15 protein-coding genes are annotated in these 16,516 nt (G+C 45.7%); 2 read left to right on the top strand and 13 right to left on the bottom strand.

Going from position 1 to position 16,516, the window contains the following annotated elements; genetic code table 11:
* The first annotated feature begins 125 nt into the window (after positions 1-125).
* Positions 126-1,538 (top strand): MFS transporter, encoded by a 1,413-nt coding sequence (locus MKY63_RS10690; protein ID WP_038573941.1) that lies wholly within the window; start codon positions 126-128, stop codon positions 1,536-1,538.
* A gap of 98 nt (positions 1,539-1,636) precedes the next feature.
* Here the strand turns inward: MKY63_RS10690 and MKY63_RS10685 are convergent, their stop codons facing one another.
* The 8 genes from MKY63_RS10685 to MKY63_RS10650 form a co-directional block, all read right to left on the bottom strand.
* Positions 1,637-1,804, bottom strand: coding sequence for a CxxH/CxxC protein (locus MKY63_RS10685; RefSeq protein ID WP_063829780.1), 168 nt, complete (start codon positions 1,802-1,804; stop codon positions 1,637-1,639).
* 230 nt (positions 1,805-2,034) lie between these two features.
* Complete coding sequence (gene cydC, locus MKY63_RS10680; RefSeq protein WP_339812745.1) at positions 2,035-3,786, bottom strand: thiol reductant ABC exporter subunit CydC; 1,752 nt, start codon at positions 3,784-3,786, stop codon at positions 2,035-2,037.
* The gene (gene cydD, locus MKY63_RS10675) at positions 3,783-5,549 is read right to left on the bottom strand and encodes a thiol reductant ABC exporter subunit CydD (RefSeq protein WP_076105176.1); all 1,767 of its coding nucleotides are present in this window, start codon (positions 5,547-5,549) and stop codon (positions 3,783-3,785) included. The genes cydC and cydD overlap by 4 nt, the downstream gene beginning before the upstream one ends.
* Positions 5,549-6,565 (bottom strand): cytochrome d ubiquinol oxidase subunit II, encoded by a 1,017-nt coding sequence (gene cydB, locus MKY63_RS10670; RefSeq protein WP_038573947.1) that lies wholly within the window; start codon positions 6,563-6,565, stop codon positions 5,549-5,551. Before cydB ends, cydD begins: the two co-directional genes overlap by 1 nt.
* The gene (locus MKY63_RS10665; protein WP_036677831.1) at positions 6,552-7,955 is read right to left on the bottom strand and encodes a cytochrome ubiquinol oxidase subunit I; all 1,404 of its coding nucleotides are present in this window, start codon (positions 7,953-7,955) and stop codon (positions 6,552-6,554) included. Before MKY63_RS10665 ends, cydB begins: the two co-directional genes overlap by 14 nt.
* A 222-nt stretch (positions 7,956-8,177) precedes the next feature.
* Positions 8,178-8,405, bottom strand: coding sequence for a cold-shock protein (locus MKY63_RS10660; RefSeq protein WP_036677829.1), 228 nt, complete (start codon positions 8,403-8,405; stop codon positions 8,178-8,180).
* A gap of 92 nt (positions 8,406-8,497) precedes the next feature.
* Entirely contained in the window at positions 8,498-8,698 is a 201-nt protein-coding gene (locus MKY63_RS10655; RefSeq protein WP_019914582.1) for a cold-shock protein, read from the bottom strand.
* A gap of 419 nt (positions 8,699-9,117) precedes the next feature.
* Positions 9,118-10,365, bottom strand: coding sequence for a trypsin-like peptidase domain-containing protein (locus MKY63_RS10650; RefSeq protein ID WP_036677827.1), 1,248 nt, complete (start codon positions 10,363-10,365; stop codon positions 9,118-9,120).
* A 388-nt stretch (positions 10,366-10,753) separates the two neighbouring features.
* Here MKY63_RS10650 and MKY63_RS10645 point away from each other — a divergent pair, with 388 nt between their 5' ends.
* Complete coding sequence (locus tag MKY63_RS10645) at positions 10,754-10,960, top strand: hypothetical protein (protein ID WP_036677826.1); 207 nt, start codon at positions 10,754-10,756, stop codon at positions 10,958-10,960.
* Here MKY63_RS10645 and MKY63_RS10640 read toward each other — a convergent pair.
* The 5 genes from MKY63_RS10640 to yycF are packed head-to-tail and all read right to left on the bottom strand — an operon-like array spanning position 10,929 to position 16,378.
* Positions 10,929-11,735, bottom strand: a complete 807-nt coding sequence (locus MKY63_RS10640; protein ID WP_036677825.1) for an MBL fold metallo-hydrolase — start codon at positions 11,733-11,735, stop codon at positions 10,929-10,931. The two genes, MKY63_RS10645 and MKY63_RS10640, sit on opposite strands and share 32 nt — an antisense overlap.
* Before the next feature lie 14 nt (positions 11,736-11,749).
* Entirely contained in the window at positions 11,750-12,490 is a 741-nt protein-coding gene (gene yycI / locus MKY63_RS10635; protein ID WP_036677823.1) for a two-component system regulatory protein YycI, read from the bottom strand.
* 38 nt (positions 12,491-12,528) lie between these two features.
* On the bottom strand, positions 12,529-13,821 hold the full coding sequence (gene yycH, locus MKY63_RS10630; RefSeq protein ID WP_036677820.1) for a two-component system activity regulator YycH: 1,293 nt from the start codon (positions 13,819-13,821) through the stop codon (positions 12,529-12,531).
* Complete coding sequence (walK, locus tag MKY63_RS10625) at positions 13,818-15,647, bottom strand: cell wall metabolism sensor histidine kinase WalK (RefSeq protein ID WP_036677817.1); 1,830 nt, start codon at positions 15,645-15,647, stop codon at positions 13,818-13,820. Before walK ends, yycH begins: the two co-directional genes overlap by 4 nt.
* A complete protein-coding gene (gene yycF, locus MKY63_RS10620; RefSeq protein WP_036677815.1) occupies positions 15,647-16,378 on the bottom strand; it encodes a response regulator YycF in 732 nt (243 codons plus the stop codon). The genes walK and yycF overlap by 1 nt, the downstream gene beginning before the upstream one ends.
* Positions 16,379-16,516 lie beyond the last annotated feature (138 nt).

Below are 16,516 nucleotides of genomic sequence, written 5' to 3'. Positions count from 1 at the left end.
TGTCGTACGATGAATGCGAAAAAAATATTGGTGTTCCTAATTGCATTTTATATCAACGCATGCTATATTTCAATTGTTCGTAAGTAATCGAACTATTAAACAATAATAAAAGGAGTGCTTCGCACATGACTTCTGTAAATAACCTCTCCGCGAATGCGGATCATGAAGCCTCCGTTCCGGAAGCGCCTCTTCCACGAGAAGGCCTGCTGACCCTGCTGTTCAGTGTCGCTGTGGTTCTCGTCATCATGAATACGGCTATGTTCAATCTGGCGCTGCCTGATGTGACCGAAGCCTTCGGGATTACGGCTGCGTCCGCTTCTTGGATTGTCACCGGGTATTCCATTATGTTCTCGATTGCCTCAATCACGTACAGCCGGCTTTCTGATTTTCTGCCGATTCGCCGTCTGTTGGTTATAGGCTTGTTGACGCTGGGCCTCGCGGCTGTTGCCGGCTTTTTCAGCACCAACTTTATCTTCCTGCTTATCGTACGCATTCTCCAGGCCTCAGGCGCGGGCGCAGTAATGTCCTTGTCGCTTGTCCTGTTTACCCGCTATATCCCGCAAGCTCGCCGCGGCAAAGCAATGGCGACAATTATGTCAGCCGTCTCGCTGGGTCTAGGGCTTGGGCCGGTCGCGGGCGGAGCCATCGTCGAATATCTTGGCTGGATTTGGCTATTCTCTGTAACGGCAGCTATTCTGCTTCTAGTGCCGCTGTTCCTTATCCTGCTGCCCAAAGAAGTACCCACCCGTGGCTCCTTTGATGTGCTTGGTGGGCTGTTCTTGGGCGTCGGCACGACCGGGCTGCTGCTGTTCCTGACCAGCGGGCTGTGGATTGCCTTGATCGCCGGAATTGTCGCCATTGCTTTATTTGTTGGCCGTATCCGCAGCACACCTGATCCATTCGTGATGCCGGAGCTTTTCCGTAACCGCTCATATCTCGTGTTGGCTCTGATCGGAGTTGCCTCCTACCTATGCAGCTTTGCCACGTTATTCCTGCTGCCGCAGATTCTGACTCACCGTTTCGGCTTCAGCGCAAGCCATGCCGGGCTTGTGATCTTTCCGGGTTCGCTACTCGCCATCTTTGTCTCCCGCTCCGTCGGGCGAATCATTGACCGTTATGGCAATGCGGGGATTTTGCGTTTTGCACCATTGCTCGTATTGACCGCTACCATCCTATTCGCTTTCTTTGCTGGGCGGTCATGGATTGCCGTCATGTTCATCTATATGATTATGAGTCTGGCCTTCACGACACTGTCCAGTAGTGTATCCAATGAAATCTCTCGGATTCTGCCTTCTTCACAAATTGGCTCCGGGATGGGCCTGTTCCAGCTGCTGCAATTCTTTAGCGGCGCCTTCAGCGTGGCTATGGCCGCAAGCGCACTAGAATGGCAGCGCGGACTGCCGCTTTCTGCAGCCTACTCCAATATCTACTGGGGACTCTCTATTGCAGCATTGATCGCCATCATCTCAGCTATTCTCTACCGCCGAGGCAACCGAAGTAGCTCGCTGACCGACATAGTAGATGCAGCAGATGCATAAGACCTAATCGGCTAACACATATATTATTTCATGCAAAAAAACACCCTGCGGCCCATTTCCGGGACTGCAAGGTGTTTTTAATAAATTTTAACAGTCCTTTAGACCACTAAATATTCCGCATTCTTCTCACATTCCGCACATTTGGCCGGCGGGTCCCAGTCCGAGAACTCGGTCTCCTTCAAGTCCACAATATCAGGTGCATCCTCATACTCGTCCACAAATTTGTCGATGGCTAACTCTACATGTTCTTTACATACTACATACATTCAACCAAGCATCCCTTTCTGTGCCGCTGCGGCCTATACTCCTTCTATTGTTCTACCATACTTCCCACGAAAATGGAACTCCTATCTATCCATTCCAGCAATCTGTTCATCCATTGTCTATATTCTTGCCCTACCGAAAAAAAAGATTCCTCTCACCCCAAACGGGCAAAAGGAATCTCTTCACTAATATCTCTCTAATTTCTATAAATGTTATCTACCAACTCTCCATCTTACCCTAGAAACTCCACTGGACGATCCAGCTCATACAATCTGCGGTAACGTGGTTCTTTTTCCATCAGCTCCGCATGGGTTCCACGCATTTCTACCGAGCCATTTTCCATAAAAATCACTTCATCCATCTGCTCTGCACCAACCAAATGATGCGTTACCCAGATCAGAGATTTACCGTCCATAGCTTCAAACATCGTCTGCAAAAGATTACGTTCCGTGCTTGGGTCCAGCCCTACGGTCGGTTCGTCAAGAATGACGACAGGTGTATTTTGCAGCAAAATACGCGCTAACGCTATCCGCTGACGCTCTCCACCGGAGAAACGTTGCCCCGCTTCACGGACAAAGGTATTGTATCCCTCTGGTAACGAGGAGATCAGCGTATCCATTTTGGCTAATGCGCCAGCTTCTTTAATCGCTTGTTCGGAAGCCTTCGGATCACCCATGCGAATATTGTTCGCTACCGTAGTATCAAATAAGTGTGGGCTTTGATTTAGCACCGCAATAATAGAAGGAATATTATCGCCATAGGCAGCCGCCGCGATTCCATTAATCATAGCCGAACCTGCAGAAGGTTGGATAACCCCTTGAATAGCCTTTAACAACGTCGATTTCCCTGCCCCACTACGGCCGATGATGGCAATTTTTTTGCCTTGTGGGATGTCGAGGCTGAGATCACGAACCGACCAGTTATCGTCTGATCCATAGCGGTAACCCACATTTTCGAGCTGGATATGAGCACTTTTTATGGCCTGAGGTAGAACATCGACTACAGATGCCTGTTCGGAAACTATATTCTGCTCTTCTCCAACCACTCCAGACAACCGCTCCAGCGAGTTACGGTACTGCGGGATTTTCTCCACAGCTTCGGATACTGGCAAAAAAGCATCTGCCACAGGAAAAACAACCAATACAAACGCCGCAATCAACGTACCTGCAATAGCACCATCCGCATACTCCCCGGCGGCCCAATATAACATTGAAAGCACGCCAACTCCAACAACTGCTTGCCCGATGAACGCACGTAGACGCGCCCAGCTGCGCAGCGCTGCATCCGTTTTGGCTACTTTTTTCTCAACTGCTTCATAGGTCTCCACGAACTGGCTTTGCCGTCCACTAATGACCCAATCGCCCATACCGAGAACGGCGTCAGTCAGCTTTTGATAGAGGCGATTACGCTCTACCTTCACTTCACGTTGACGTTTCTGGGTGAACAACAAAGAGATAAGCGGCAATACCACGACCAACACCAAAATATACAAAGCCATTAATAACGCAAAACCGATATCAAAGGTGCCCAACGCAATCACCGCAACCCCGTAGATCAATAAAGCAATAACACTTGGAAATACAGTTCTCAGATATACATTTTGCAAATATTCGATGTCATCAGCTAACATCCCGAGAATATCCCCAGTACGGAAACGCGACGACAGGAACAAGGCCTGTGGCTCCAAAATATTGTACAGGCGCACACGCATTTTAGAAAGAATCCGTAAAATGGTGTCATGCCCAATCAGCCGTTCCACGTAGTGAATGACTGCTCGGCTTGTTCCGAACGTACGTACACCAACAATCGGCACGTAGATCATCAGGATATTTTCGACCGGTGTAGACGCTTTTGAGATCAGAAATCCTGAAGTATACATCAATGAAGAGGCTGTAAATATCGTCAACGCCCCAAGCACAATAATTAGCACAAAACGCCAAAAATACGACGATACATAGGGAGCAAACCATCCTTCACGTTTCAATGGATTCCCTCCAATTGCGACCCAATCAACTCATAATACGCACCCTTGCGGGCAAGTAACTCCTGATGGGTACCGATTTCTGCCACTTGGCCTTGCTTCATTACTACAATAATGTCCATATCTAGCATCCAGTGCAGGCGATGGGTAGCCAGAAAGACCAGCTTTCCTTCAAAAAGGGGCACCATCGTCTCCTTCAACTCATATTCCGTTTCAATATCCAGATGCGCCGTTGGCTCATCTAGAAGCATAATTGGACGGCTGCTAAGCAGTGCCCGGGCTAATGCCACCCGTTGCTCCTGGCCACCGCTGAACGAACGGCCGCCGCCACCAATCATCTCATCTAAGCCATGCGGAAGTGTATCCACCAGCCCCGATAAACCAGTAGCTTTCACTGCCGCGGCAACAGCTTCCATAGAAGCCTCAGGGTAATAAAAACGTATATTATCCGCTAACGTGCCGCTAAAAATATACGGACGCTGCGGGATATATGAGGTCTGTTTTCGCCAAGCCTCATCCGTTAATGCACTAACCGTTGTACTGTTAACCGTGATACTTCCTGAGGTAGGGTGTAAGAAGCCCCCTAATATATCCACTAAAGTAGATTTACCGGCCCCGCTCTCTCCGATAATCCCAATTTTGCTAGCTCCTTTAAATTGCAGGTTCAGCGCTTCCAGCGAAGAAAGCCCTGCTTCCTCATACTTCACGCTAACGTCATTTAATGTGAGCACGCTATTCTCATGCCAAGTGAATATTTGTTCCGATGTTTTTGCTGCAGAACCGACAGATAGATTACCGTTAGGGCCGATTACTTCAGCCTTCACCTCATCTTGATCTATAATGCTCTTCATTGCTTCAGCGGCTTCTTTCCCATCCAAAGTAGCATGGAAATCTGAACCCACCAATCTGACAGGCAGGAAATATTCCGGAGCCAAGATTAGAATCGTTAAGCCCGTAACCAATGTCATTTGTTCATTTACAAGCCGCAAACCAAGACTTACCGCTACAGAAGCTACAGACAGCATAGTGAAGAAATCCAGGGCGAACGATGACAAAAAGGCCACTCGCAGCGTACGCATGGTCGCCGAGCGATAACGATCGCTGACCGTAGCAATGCTGTCGCTATGACCACGACTGCGCCCTAGAAATTTTAATGTTTCTAGTCCACGTAGTGAGTCTACGAAATGATTAGATAATGTGCGATATGATTTCAATTGCCGATCCATTTGCTTACGGGCCGTCATCCCAATCAAAATCATAAAAACAATAATAATCGGCATAGTTACCGTAAGAATAATCCCGCTCGTAGTGTCCATCGTAAAGACGTAAATAAGCACCAAGACCGGTGTAACAGACATCCCTACCATTCTAGGAATGATTGCTTCCAGATACGTGCGGAATTTAGTTACGCCTTCCAGCACTAGTGTAACAAGATCCCCGGTTCCACGCCCGCCCACCATTCTAGGGCCAAGCTGGAAGAGCTTGTCCATCATTTCCCTCCGCATAGTGCTGCCCGTTGCTTCCGCGAAGCGGTAAGAGACACGGCTCATCAGCATAGCACAAGCATGGCGCACAAGAAATGCAAGAAGGAACAATAGCGCAGTGCCCCATTGTTCCTTCAGAGGTTCTCCCGCAAATAGCGCAGAGATTACTTCTGCCAGCGATTTAGCCAGCAGAAGTATGGACAAGCTTTGCACCAGGGTAAGGAAGCCTACAATCAGAAAGACTGGCTTAACTCCTTTATACCCAAGCAAGTTTTTATCCATTAGTATTCAAGATGCTCCTTCTCGTGAACCCGTTTATGAAAGACAAAGTAACTCCAAATTTGATATCCCAATACGAACGGAAGGATGGTCAGTGCCACAATCGTCATTACCTTCAAAGAGTAATGGCCCGAAGCCGCATTAGTGATCGTCAAATTAAAAGCTTGATCAATTGAACTAATCATAACACGCGGGAACAATCCTACAAAGATAGAAGTTACCGAAAGCGCCATTACCGCTCCTGTCATTCCAAAAGCGTAGCCGTCCTTCTTCTTCGTCATGAAGTAACCGGACAGTACAAAGGCGATAACTCCCAGGGCTACAATAATCATAAGAACCGTTCCACGTTGCTCGAAAATATCCGTCATATTATAAGTCATAATCACAAAAGCAGTAAATAAAGCTGCGAGTGGTATCAGCAATTTTTGTGCCAACTTGCGAGCGCGAGCCTGTAGATCACCCACTGTACGCAGCGTTGTGAACATGAGACCATGCACCAGGCACAGAAGGACAACAGTAAGCCCTGCTACTACAGTGTACACATTCACGATATCTGTGAACCCTGCATACATTTGCATATCCCCATCAATAGGCAACCCTTTGATAAAGCTTGCAAACACTACAGCCAAGAGGAATGGTGGAAGGAAGCTGCCGATAAAGATACAGGCATCCCAAGTTCTTTTCCAAGCCAATGAATCACGTTTACCTCTGAATTCAAAAGCGACACCACGCGCTATCAGAGCTAATAAGGCAAATACAAAAGGAATATAGAATCCACTAAACAGCGTTGCATACCACTCCGGGAAAGCCGCAAACATTGCACCCGCAGCGGTGATAAGCCATACCTCATTCCCATCCCAGAAGGGTCCGATCGAGTTAATCAGAACACGGCGCTCTGTATCATTTTTAGCGAGAATTTGTGTTTCCATCCCTACGCCGAAATCGAAACCCTCCAGGAAGAAGAACCCTATAAACAGAACTGCAATCAGCACAAACCACAATTCATTAAGAGATATCATGGGAACCCTCCTCGTTATATGGATCATTCGAATCGCCGTGATCGTTATCCATCGCATAAGGACCTTTTTTAATCACTTTAATAAACAATCCGACCAACACTAATCCTAGAATTAAATAAATCGTTGTAAAAGAAATCACGGAGAACAGAACTTGACCACTTGTAATATTAGGCGACACACTGTCTTCCGTTGTCATCAGTCCGAATACCGTCCATGGCTGACGCCCGAATTCGGTCATAACCCAACCGGCTGTATTCGCAATCGGAGGAAGCAACAAGCCCCATAACATGAACCGCATAAACCAAGTGTTCGGACGGTCCATTTTTTTGCGCCACATTAAGTACATAGCGTACATTCCCAATACAATCATTAACGTTCCTGCTAGAACCATGATCCGGAAACTCCAGAATGTCGTACGTACAGGTGGAATATAGTCACCGGGGCCATAGGTTTGCTCATACTCCGCTTGCAGCTCAAGCATACCTTTAACTTCACCGGAAAATTTACTGTATGAAAGGAAACTCAGCATATAAGGAATTTGAAATTCTCCAGTACTGATTTGATTCTCTGGATCAATGTTTGCCCATACGGTCCAAGGTGCCGGGTCACCACTCTTACCCCACAGTCCTTCGGAAGCTGCCATTTTCATTGGTTGAGTTTCAACCAAATATTGCGCTTGGGCGTGACCAGCAACAGCTACACCAATAGAAGAAATAATCCCTACGATAGCTGCAATCTGAAAAGACTTCTTAAAGAAAGAAACCTCTTGTTTCTTCAATATTTTATAAGCACTAATACCTGTTACAAGAAAAGCACCTGTTGCATAAGCAGCCAGTACTGTATGTGGGAATTCAACCAGCAATTGTCCGTTCGTAATAAGCGCGAAGAAATCATTCATTTCTGCACGTCCATTATTTATCTCAAAACCCACAGGATGCTGCATAAAAGAGTTAGCCGCTAGAATCCAGAATGCAGATAACATCGTACCGAATGCTACCAGCCAGATGGACAGTAAATGTACTCGCTTGGATACCTTATCCCAGCCGAATATCCATATCCCAATAAAAGTAGACTCCAGGAAAAAGGCTGCCAATGCCTCAACTGCAAGTGGAGCCCCGAATACATCACCAACAAAACGTGAATAATCGGACCAGTTCATCCCGAACTGAAATTCCTGCAATATCCCTGTAACTACCCCTACTGCAAAATTGATGAGGAATAGCTTTCCCCAGAACTGCGCCATTTTTTTGTACTCTTCATTACCTTTTCTAACGTACATTGTCTCCATGATTGCAATCAAGAGCGCTAGTCCGATTGATACCGGTACAAAGAAATAGTGGAATATTGTCGTCGACGCAAATTGTATACGCGACAGCATTACTGTATCCATATTTGTCCCTTCCTTCTCCCCTTTTCGTTAATTATATTCTGTCAAAAATTTAAGCTTCTTTTTGTGATAAATGTCACATAAAGATAGTCATTTAACGGTGAAATTCAAATGATTTGTGACAAAGATCACAATTTAGCACAAAGAAAGCAAAAAAAATAAGACGGTTTACCCGTCTTGAGTGGTTCGTCGTTCTATTAAATGCTTGACTCATTTAGGTATTGGTTAGATGGAAATACCCTTCTTCAGCGATTTGAGATCGCCATTCGAATTAAGCAATTGGGGTAGCATCTTCGTGCTGCGAACCATTGGAGAGTCACATAGACGGCAAGAAGGCGCATGTTCAAATGCGAAATTATCCCTCATCCATCCGTTGCATCCCTCATTGGTACATGCCCAAATTGCGGTATTTTCTTCCGGTATTTCTTCCAAAGGTTTCTTCCGGTAGTTCATTGCCGTTCCTCCCATCCTGTAAGTCAATAGTGAGTAACTAGATATAAAAAGACCGTCCCAACTTTCACAAGCTGGGACGGTTTCTTCTATTATTACAGTTTTACAACGTTTTCGGCTTGTGGTCCACGGTTGCCTTGAACAACGTTGAATTCAACGCGTTGGCCTTCGTCCAAAGTTTTGAAGCCGTCGCCAGTGATTGCGCTGAAGTGAACGAATACGTCGCTTCCGCCTTCAACTTCGATAAATCCGAATCCTTTTTCTGCGTTGAACCATTTAACTGTACCTGTTTGCATGTGTGTTACCTCCACAAATTTAAATTAATATGTTCTTTTTATCTTCAAACAAAGAAAAAATTCACACATTGAAAAAGGTTGTATTACCAAATATGACAGCCCTTTTCAATGCGAGAATTAGGGACTAAATGTATGATTGATATCATATTACCACACCTGATTAGCAAAGGCAAGCAAGCATCCGAATATATCCGGTTTTGCCCTAATAAGTATTACCTTCCAATGTAAGGGCTGCCACTTAGTGTTTATTCCCTAAATAGATCCTTTTTCTGGCATAATTATCATGGTTTTAGAAAAATAGCTTTCCCAAAAACGTTACTTTTATCCGCTTTTTCAAGAAGGTACCCCCTCGGAATCGAAGGGGTAGTCCGCTCTACTTGTCGTAACTGCTATATCATTATATACCGACCTCCAGCATATTATTCCTGTGGTTTTTCAAGAAGTTTAACTGTTGCCTGTTTGGCCTCGCCGTTTCGATAGTAAGTAATTTTCAGATCATCACCGATCTTCGTATGATTATATAAGTACTTGCGAAGAGAAAGGGTAGATATGATGGATTGATCATTAAATTTGGTAATGACATCATTGAATTGCAGTCCAGCTTCCTTCGCAGGGCCAACGGCTTCTAGAACAACTACTCCATCCTTAACACTGTTCGGCAGGTTCAATTCATTGCGTTGATCTTCTGCTAGTGGAACGTACGGATTGTTCAAATCAACTGAATATACACCCAAGTACGAACGGGCAATATGCCCTTTTTCAGCCAGCTCATTAGCGATATCTATCACATGATTCGCAGGAATTGCAAAACCCAGACCCTCTACACCCGTATCTGAAATCTTCATCGTGTTAATTCCAATGACCTTGCCATCGAGATCCACTAACGCGCCGCCACTATTTCCTTCATTAATCGCCGCATCAGTCTGTATCACTTCTTGTTCCCAGTCATATACTCCATCCTGATTAAGGGATACGGGAACCATCCGTTCAGTATAGCTAACAATCCCCGAGGTCAATGTATCACCAAGTCCTAGCGGATTACCGATAGCAATGACCGTTTCACCTAGACGAAGCTTAGAGGAATCACCGAGCTGCGCGATGGTATCGATTCCTTTGGCATCAATAGAGAGTACCGCAATGTCGCTTACTTTATCCGTTCCAACGAGTGTTGCCTTACGGGTCTCTCCGTTCACTGTAACTACCTCGAGATTACCGGAGTCTTCGATGACATGATTATTGGTAATGATAAATGCTTTATTTCCTGTCTTTTTATAGATCACTCCTGAGCCTAGTGCGGACTCATCCAGAATGTTTAATTCTTCATTATCTTCTTTATGATTGATAATACTTACTACTGCAGGGCGAACCGTGGCAGCAGCTTGAATAATCCGGTCAAATGGATCACTACTGCTTGGGGCAACATTTCCAGTTGTTACAACCGGCTTTTGAGCAGTCTCATGACTCATCTGGCCTGTAAACATACTGAATAACAGAACTGCCACCACAGCGCTGACTAAGGAGCAAACGGCGGATATTTGCCAGGTAGATAGCCCTTTACGCGATCTGCGTACAGAATGTCTACGGTTAGCAAACGATCCCTTTGATGCTTCATCCCCTCTGGACCGCGAAACTTTAGTTGAATAGAAATCATCATCAAACAATCCCACCGAAAATCTCCCCCTTCTATTGCCAAGCGTTCACTGTTGTTAAGACCTGAACCTATAGCAACCACGTCCGAACCAAACCTCTGTAACCATTAGACTCCAAATATCACTAAAAAGTTTCACTTTATCCATTAACCCCACAAGAGTTTCGATCAATCGTTAGATTATGATAATCTTTTAATATATCTTCTCTATTAGGAATATTTTGCAACTTAAAAGACTACAATAAAATAGAAGTGTCCCTAAAATTTTAGCTTTGCTCATCACGCTTTTAATTGTATCACAGGCAACCTGCAATTCGGGATTTTCCTCAGCTAAAACACCTGCGAATTTTTTACAGTTTTCAGTTCTAATTACACTATAAATTCACACTATTAAAGGAGGATTAATTATGAGTTCTTTTTCAACAAGTATGGATTTAGTCGAGTTTATCGGTAAGCTTGGTGACTTAAAGGATGAACACTACCACATGACCCTTGCCTTTAGCGCAATGATCGAATTGATGATTGAAAAAGGCCTAATCTCCCGCCAAGAATTAGATCGCAAGACCGCTGAACTTGATCAGCTTATGACTGGCTCAGCTTATCCCATGGCGTAGGTTGATCATAATACGTATCACACAGTCTGAACTCACTATCTTTGAAAAAACAGCCCCGATCCTCCATTGCGCCGCGTACCGACATTTTTGCCAAATCCATCATATTGTGATCCCGGCTTAAATGCGCCAAATAGGTCCGTTTGGTCCGCCCTGTAAGAATTTCGCTAAGCGCAGCTCCAGCTGCCTCATTGGAAAGGTGACCCATGTCGCCTAGGATGCGCCGTTTCGTATTCCACGGATAACGTCCCATTCTCAGCAATTCGATATCATGATTCGCCTCCAGCACCAATACATCTGCATCTGAAATTGCATCTCTTACCTTATCACTAACATAGCCCAGGTCTGTAGCTACACATAACTTCTCTTTTCCATCATAAAAATTGTAACCCACTGGCTCCGCTGCATCATGAGAAATCGCAAAGGATTCTACTCGCATACTGCCGAAATCCTTGTGCTGGCCAGACTCCATGATCATCCGGTTATACTCCGGTATTTTACCAATTCCCTTCTCGATAGCTCCCCAGGTATTGGTGTTCGCATAAATCGGAAGATCGTATTTACGGGCCATGGCCCCGAGTCCCTTGATATGATCGGAATGTTCGTGTGTAACTAGAATCCCGTCTATATCATTACCCGTTAGTTCACGCATGGCCAACAGCTCATCGATCCGCTTGGCACTAAAACCTGCGTCAATCATAAGTGTTGTCTCCCCGTTTCGTACCACCGTTACATTGCCGGTAGAACCACTGGACAGTACTGTAAATGAAATCCCCATTTTCCTTACTCCTTCTACTCTGTTGTCTTAGGACTGATGATGTCCGCACTAATAGCATCCACATAATAGGCATTGCCGTTCTCCAGCATAAACCGCCACATCGGCGAAGCTACCTGACTTTCCGAGTTGAACAGCTCACCGTAATACCCCAGCTCAATCTCCTTCACTACGGAATCTGCCGGAAAATACTTCTCTATCAAGCTACTAAGTGCTTGCGATGCTGGAAGCACCTTCTGTTCTTTATCGCTGCTGCTTGTCCCTATTTCAATCTTCGGCCAGCGGTAAGCTACGATTTTTTGATCACTGTTAATCAACTCTAGCCTAACACGGAACAACGACCACTGATTTTGAACCAGCGGATGAAGAACGAACTTTCCTACCTCACTTTCCTGTGAATCAAAGCGATAATTGGAAATGTCAGGAATCTTATCCTCAAGCGCCTTGCTAAGCTCTGAGAAGGAAGAATAGATCAGCTTGCTGTCTATAGGTACATCTAATTTAATTGGTGGTTCAGTCTGCTCTTCAGCAGAATAACGATAAGTAATGTTAGGAAGCTGCGGGGTAGACGCCGGAATGGGACACAATACACGAATCCCTTTCTGCTCCATTACGGCTTGGGTCTCAGCAGACAGGGAAGTAAAATCAAGATTAGCACTAACCTGATCGCGCAAATCGACCCACAGCTGGTAACATAGCAGCAGATTCAGACCTAAAAAGGCGCAAATCAGTACATTTTTAGCTCTTCCCCAATCCATACCCGAACCTCCTAATTGTTATATGAACCACTTGTCCATTAATTTAAAGTAAGAACACTGCCATCACTAAGTGTAACTTTCCAGACAGGTATCAGCTCCAGATGATCTTCCTTCACCTCAGGCACATAAGCAGGCGTTAAATCCTTCACTGCCGAAGTTTTACTGACCAGAGACAACCTATACTCCAGATCCGCACCTCCAGATAGCTCCACTACCTTTTTTACGGCCTTACTTTCATCTATATAAATTAGAGAACGTTCATAAGAGGATACTGTTCCCTGCTGCAGTTCCAGATTTATTACACCATACTGTAATGATGAATTGCTCATTATCGGATAGGAGCCGTACGGATAGGAGCCATAATATTGTTGAAAAGAGACCTTTCTCTCCTGTCTGCCTTCCTCTGTAGCCTCCAAACGGTAAGTCCCATTCCATCCGCCATGCTGGTTCACAAATTCTACAGCTTCCAAAGCATCCTTGGCAGGGGTACTTTCTCCAGCTGGAAGCGCCGCAGGGTCACTATAGCTCATCCAGTTCTTACCCTGGTCCACCTGAAGGCTCCGTTTGCTATCCGTATAAATCTCCGAGCCGTTCTTCTCCCGAATATATCTAGTGCTTCCAACATCGAAGAAAAGATTACTCTGCATTTGCTCTATGGTGTACATCCCGGAAGGCATGTCTACCTGAACCAGAGAAATCTTACTGTCTGGCACATAATAATCCCCGCTTACGGTCTTGTAAGGCGTCCAATTCTTACCGAAATCAACATGCTGCTGCACATCCTGAACCGTTAAATCCGCTTTTGCCGCTTCGTATATGATGTCGCCTCTCGTACTGAAGAAAATAGCATGGGCCTTGGAATCATTCTTAATGTTATAGATCCAAATGCGATCAATGCTTTCTCCTTCAAAAAGGGAATCTGGCGATAACTGCATCACCCGCTGCAATAACGTTACCGGAATGCCCGCTCCGAATGAAAGCTCAATCCCAGGATTCTCATTGCGGATCTTATCCCAATCATAATCCTGTACCGAGTGCCGTTGGAAGCTTTCGAAGCCACGACCTTTTAAGCGATTCATGATCAAGCTATAGAACGTAGAGTCCGGATAAAAAAGCGTATGTTTGCCTTCTCCCATATGGATGATCATTTTGTCAGGGTATAACAGGTTCTCTACCTTCTCTTCCGGACCCATATTATCTGTCTTCACATACAGGTTCTCAGAAAGCACTGCTGAATCAGCACCAGGCAAACGGTAGATCAAATAATAGCTTTCAACCAGGCTTCCGAGCACGAGCAAGGCTAGAATGCATGATTTGATTCGTTCCTTCATGCCTCACTCCCCCTTTGCTCGTTCAAAGGCAGGGTAAAGGTTACCTTTGAACCTTCATTTAGCTCGGATTGCAGGGAAATGGAGCCTCCATGTGCCTTCACAATTTCCCGGGCAATGGAAAGGCCAAGTCCGGTGCCTCCCATGTTCCGCGAACGTGCCTTATCCACGCGATAAAATCGTTCGAAGATCCGCTCGATATCCTTTTTCGGAATCCCTATCCCCGAATCACGCACAGAAATGGAGAGCATTCCATCCTCATTCTTCAACGCTTCCAGTTCAATCGTACCGCCTTCTGGCGTATATTTTAGCGCATTGGAGACCAAATTCCCCAAGACCTGATCGATTTGATCGCGATCAAGCCACGCCGTGGTAACATCTTTGCGGACCCTTGTACTTATATCTATACGCTTCTGCCGAATTTGAAAAGAAAAACGATCCGCCACATCCTCCAGCATCTCGGTAATATCCGTCTGCTGAATTCGAAGAAGAGCTTCCTTGGAATCCAGACGGGAAAGATGCAGCAAATCCGTGACCAGACGAATCATCCGTTCTGTTTCGTTGCGAATAACCCCAACAAATCGAACCGCCAGCTGCGGATCTTCAAGTGCTCCATCATCCAGTGCTTCAACATAGCTTTTAATAGTGGTAAGTGGTGTTCTTAGCTCATGCGAAACGTTCGCCACGAACTCACGGCGTGATTCCTCCAGATTCTCCTGTTCGGTGACATCCTGCAGCACAGCAATTGTGCCGGCAATGCCACCCTCACGACGATGAATCGGAGTAAACGTCACTCTTACGATATTAGAATCTTCTCCACCCATATGAGTCAGATGAAGCATTGCAGATTGGGCATTGCCTTTAGCCAGAGATCCGCTTTGTTCGTAATCTAAGCCCAACAATTTATCTAGAGGGGCACCTTCCGGCAACGGTCCTTCATTTCCGAGCATCAGCGCTGCCCGCCGATTCATCAGAATCACTACTCCGTTCTCATCTGTAGCCACGACACCATCACTCATGTTCGTCAGAATAGAGGTAAGCTTCTCCTTCTCCTCTTCATTCTGCGAGAGTGCCTCACGCAATCTACCGGTCATATAATTGAACGCCTGACTGAGTTGTCCAATTTCATCATTGCCCAATACGGGCATTTTACGATTGAATCGGCCTTCAGCGACAGCCGTAGCATGCCTCGTCATTTCCTTAATAGGCTGCGTGATGGTGTGCGCCAGAATGACGCATAAAACAACCGTTAACGCTAGAGCTAACAGCAAACCTGAGATAAATACACTATTGATCCGGCCCATCGTGGCGTATAGATCCTTCATGTCAGCAGCAATATAGATTGCGCCCACTACCTTGTCACCCGAGAGCACAGGCTTGGCCACAACCTTTTTACGCACATTATCATCGGCAATAATATATTCCTCGTTATCACTGATGCCCTGCAAGGCCCGATTCACAACTGTCTGGGTGTTACGCTGCCCGACATAGTCATTCTGCGAGGGAACGGAAGTGGTGATGATTTTGCCGCTGGCATCCAGTACCTGAATCTCAGCCCCGTTAATGTACAGATTATTGACCATTCCGCGCAGACTTTCCACAGCGGTTTCCTCATCTGCGGTTCCAGCCTCACTACCAAATTTATCAGCAGTCAGGATAGACAACATCTCAGCACGTGCTTTAAGGTCCTTGGTGAAATTATCTGTTAACGAGTTCTTCATCGAGCTGACAAAATAAACCCCGATCAACTGCATAGCTATCAGAATTAGCAATACGTAAATAATAATAAGTTTTGCCTGAATTGTCCGGATAAAGGACCGCCACTTCATCACAGTCCTCCATTTTTAGGGCTATGCATCAAATAGCCGAGTCCACGCCGAGTATAAATATATTCGGGCTTGCTGGGGTTCTCCTCAATTTTCTCTCTTAGACGACGGATCGTCACGTCAACGGTCCGCACATCACCGAAATACTCAAATCCCCACACTGCCTGCAGCAAATGCTCCCGAGTCATCACCTTACCGGCATGTTTGATCATATAGTAGAGCAGCTCATATTCACGATGGGTCAAGTCAAGCGGCTCCCCGCCCTTATAGACCAAATACATATCTGTATCTATAAACAGATCAAAATGATAAATGCCCTGCTTATTCTCTGCTGGTTCACTCGCCATCCCCTGTGGTGACGGTTTATGCTGTCTCCGCATCTGGGCTTTAACTCTGGCCAGCAATTCACGTGTACTAAAAGGTTTGGTCACATAGTCATCAGCACCAAGCTCCAGGCCAAGTACCTTATCAATCTCTCCGTCCTTGGCTGTAAGCATAATGATAGGAATGTCCAAGTGCGCAGAACGCACCTCGCGGCAGACGTCCATACCATCTTTGCCGGGCAGCATAAGATCAAGCAGCATAAGATCGGGCCTTTTGGACAATGCCAGCTCCACTGCACTGTTGCCATCAAAAGCACAAATAACCTCGTAGCCTTCTTTTTCTAAATTAAATTTCAATATATCAGCAATAGGCTGTTCATCATCTACTACCAGAATCGTTCCCATCTGCATGTCCCAGCTTCACCTTCCTATCCTTACTTAATGATCATTCCTTTATTTTAACATACCTGTCTAACCGTCACATCCTACGAAATAAGCAATCCCCCTGCCCAGCAAAAAGAAACGGCTTTGCCGTCACTCGTAGATTAA

Source organism: Paenibacillus sp. FSL R7-0189 (assembly GCF_037969925.1).
Lineage (GTDB): Bacteria > Bacillota > Bacilli > Paenibacillales > Paenibacillaceae > Paenibacillus_AQ > Paenibacillus_AQ odorifer.
The sequence above is the reverse complement of the archived record's forward strand: the minus strand, read 5'-3'. Positions and strand labels throughout refer to the sequence as shown.

What these genes read in the sequence shown, in the direction of transcription:
- MKY63_RS10690 (WP_038573941.1), top strand. Translation starts at nt 126, where the DNA reads ATGACTTCTGTAAATAACCTCTCCGCGAATGCGGATCATGAAGCCTCC.
- MKY63_RS10685 (WP_063829780.1), bottom strand. Translation starts at nt 1,804, where the DNA reads ATGTATGTAGTATGTAAAGAACATGTAGAGTTAGCCATCGACAAATTT.
- cydD (WP_076105176.1), bottom strand. Translation starts at nt 5,549, where the DNA reads ATGGATAAAAACTTGCTTGGGTATAAAGGAGTTAAGCCAGTCTTTCTG.
- cydB (WP_038573947.1), bottom strand. Translation starts at nt 6,565, where the DNA reads ATGATATCTCTTAATGAATTGTGGTTTGTGCTGATTGCAGTTCTGTTT.
- MKY63_RS10665 (WP_036677831.1), bottom strand. Translation starts at nt 7,955, where the DNA reads ATGGATACAGTAATGCTGTCGCGTATACAATTTGCGTCGACGACAATA.
- MKY63_RS10660 (WP_036677829.1), bottom strand. Translation starts at nt 8,405, where the DNA reads ATGAACTACCGGAAGAAACCTTTGGAAGAAATACCGGAAGAAAATACC.
- MKY63_RS10655 (WP_019914582.1), bottom strand. Translation starts at nt 8,698, where the DNA reads ATGCAAACAGGTACAGTTAAATGGTTCAACGCAGAAAAAGGATTCGGA.
- MKY63_RS10645 (WP_036677826.1), top strand. Translation starts at nt 10,754, where the DNA reads ATGAGTTCTTTTTCAACAAGTATGGATTTAGTCGAGTTTATCGGTAAG.
- MKY63_RS10640 (WP_036677825.1), bottom strand. Translation starts at nt 11,735, where the DNA reads ATGGGGATTTCATTTACAGTACTGTCCAGTGGTTCTACCGGCAATGTA.
- yycI (WP_036677823.1), bottom strand. Translation starts at nt 12,490, where the DNA reads ATGGATTGGGGAAGAGCTAAAAATGTACTGATTTGCGCCTTTTTAGGT.
- yycH (WP_036677820.1), bottom strand. Translation starts at nt 13,821, where the DNA reads ATGAAGGAACGAATCAAATCATGCATTCTAGCCTTGCTCGTGCTCGGA.
- walK (WP_036677817.1), bottom strand. Translation starts at nt 15,647, where the DNA reads ATGAAGTGGCGGTCCTTTATCCGGACAATTCAGGCAAAACTTATTATT.
- yycF (WP_036677815.1), bottom strand. Translation starts at nt 16,378, where the DNA reads ATGCAGATGGGAACGATTCTGGTAGTAGATGATGAACAGCCTATTGCT.